The sequence below is a fragment of the Enterococcus sp. JM9B genome (assembly GCF_009933265.1).
Classification (GTDB): Bacteria; Bacillota; Bacilli; order Lactobacillales; family Enterococcaceae; genus Enterococcus_C; species Enterococcus_C songbeiensis.
Genome location: NZ_MAEK01000033.1, coordinates 1 through 1,970, shown reverse-complemented (window position 1 = coordinate 1,970; position 1,970 = coordinate 1). Strand labels below are relative to the sequence as shown.

Annotated in this window: 3 protein-coding genes; all 3 read left to right on the top strand. The window is 41.2% G+C overall.

All coding sequences use genetic code 11. The features are described from left to right. The first annotated feature begins 86 nt into the window (after positions 1-86). Positions 87-509 carry a cupin domain-containing protein gene (locus BAU16_RS10750; protein ID WP_002307506.1) on the top strand — a complete coding sequence of 141 codons (423 nt, stop codon included), beginning with the start codon at positions 87-89 and terminating at the stop codon, positions 507-509. A gap of 83 nt (positions 510-592) precedes the next feature. Continuing rightward, a complete protein-coding gene (locus tag BAU16_RS10745; RefSeq protein WP_161527051.1) occupies positions 593-1,246 on the top strand; it encodes an ABC transporter ATP-binding protein in 654 nt (217 codons plus the stop codon). Next, positions 1,243-1,970, top strand: a 728-nt coding sequence (locus BAU16_RS10740; RefSeq protein WP_161527050.1) for an ABC transporter permease, incomplete at its 3' end; no start/stop codon positions are given. The genes BAU16_RS10745 and BAU16_RS10740, both read left to right, overlap by 4 nt.

The window sequence follows — 1,970 nt, the reverse complement described above, 5'->3', positions numbered from 1 at the left end:
TTTTAGATGTGGTACCATTAATTAGAATTATTATAAATAAGAAGTAGGTATCATTGTTTCAGTACAAAGACTAGGAGGAATGGAAGATGGAAATAGACTACAAGGATCATGGGAAGAAGCCGTATATCATTAATATTGAAGACGCCACCACAGGAAATGATAATTACCGGACGACCATTTGGACAGGCAGTAAACTGCAAGTCACCGTAATGTCCATTCAACCGGGCGATGACATCGGTTTGGAAGTGCACGAAGGCATTGACCAATTTATCCGTATTGAAGAAGGAGAAGGCGTATGTAAAATGGGGCCTTCTAAAGATAACTTACATGTTCAACAAAAAGTGATGGATGATGACGCCGTATTTGTTCCGGCGGACATGTGGCACAACATCGAAAACACCGGTGATAAGCCGCTCAGACTGTATACCATTTATGCTGGTCCAGATCACCTTGAAGGAACGGTTCACCCTACTCATGAAGACGCCAAAAACGATCCAAACGAACACTGAGGTACACTAGGATGAAACAAAAGCCCTGCACCCGTATGGATGGTCCACTGGTGCAGGGCTTTTTTATAAAGGAGAGAAGTGGTATGAGTGATTCATTGTTTCAATTAGAGAAGGTTGGTTTTCAGGCAAACGGAAACCAAATCCTTCAAGATATCTCTTTTACAGTAAACAAAGGGGAAGTGATTGTTTTTTCTGGTCCTTCTGGAAGTGGAAAAAGTACCCTTTTGAAATTAATTGGTACGCTGCTTTCCCCAACTTCCGGAAAAATTTATTATCGAGGTACGGATCTGCAAAAAATCGATCCTGTGGAGTATAGAAAAGAAGTCTCTTATTTCTTTCAAAACGCTTCTCTATTCGATGAGACAGTTCAAGAGAACTTGTCTTTTCCTGCCCGCATAAGAGAAGAAGGATTTGATCGGGAACGTGCAAAAAAATTGTTAGAACGAGTTCAAATACCTGAAACTTACTTATCGAAAGAGGTCAAGGAACTATCAGGAGGGGAAAAACAACGGGTTGCATTGGTCCGAAATTTGATGTATCAACCGAAAGTGTTGCTCCTGGATGAAGTTACCAGTTCATTGGACCAAGAAAACAGAGCGGTTGTCCTTGATTTAGTCCGAGACATGATGAAAGACCAACAAACTACGGTGTTGGCCGTCACTCACAACCAGGAAGAAATCGACCAAGCTTCTCGTCTGATTACTATCAAAGGTGGAAAAATGGAGGAATCGAAATGACAAACAATTTGGAAATCAGTAATCTTTCTTTGCTTTTATCCTCTGTCCTCTTGATAGTTGCCTTGTTGATTGATTACAAAGAGAAATTGGGATTAGGAAACGACATTTTTATTGCGGGAATTCGCGCTGTCGTTCAATTAGTCCTTATTGGATATGTATTGAGCTACGTATTACGAGTGGATAACAACTTTCTCACTTTAGCGATGGTTTTGTTCATTGTGTTCAACGCTTCTTATAACGCCCATACACGCAGTGAGGGGATCAACCGCTCTTTTAAAATTTCAACGACGGCTATTGGAGTAGGAACAGCCTTGTCCTTACTCATTCTTGTTTTTTCAGGAGTCATTGACTGGACCCCTTCCCAAATCGTTCCAATTACAGGCATGATTGCCAGCAACGCCATGACTGCGATTGGAGTGACCTATCGGTCTTTGAATTCAAAATTTACGGACCAACGCCAACAGGTATTGGAAAAATTGGCATTGGGAGCCAATAAAAAACAAGCGTCCATGAGTATTGTAAGAGAAAGCGTCAAAACGGGCATGGCTCCTTCTATTGACCGAACAAAAACGGTTGGACTTGTCAGCCTACCAGGTATGATGTCAGGGTTGATTTTTGCGGGAATTGATCCTGTTCAAGCGATTCGTTACCAAATTGTTGTGATGTTTATGTTGATTTCAGTTACTGCGATTTCTTCATTTATTGCTAGTTATATGGCTTACCG

Coding starts and splice junctions, on each gene's coding strand:
- BAU16_RS10750 (WP_002307506.1), top strand. CDS start 87: ATGGAAATAGACTACAAGGATCATGGGAAGAAGCCGTATATCATTAAT.
- BAU16_RS10745 (WP_161527051.1), top strand. CDS start 593: ATGAGTGATTCATTGTTTCAATTAGAGAAGGTTGGTTTTCAGGCAAAC.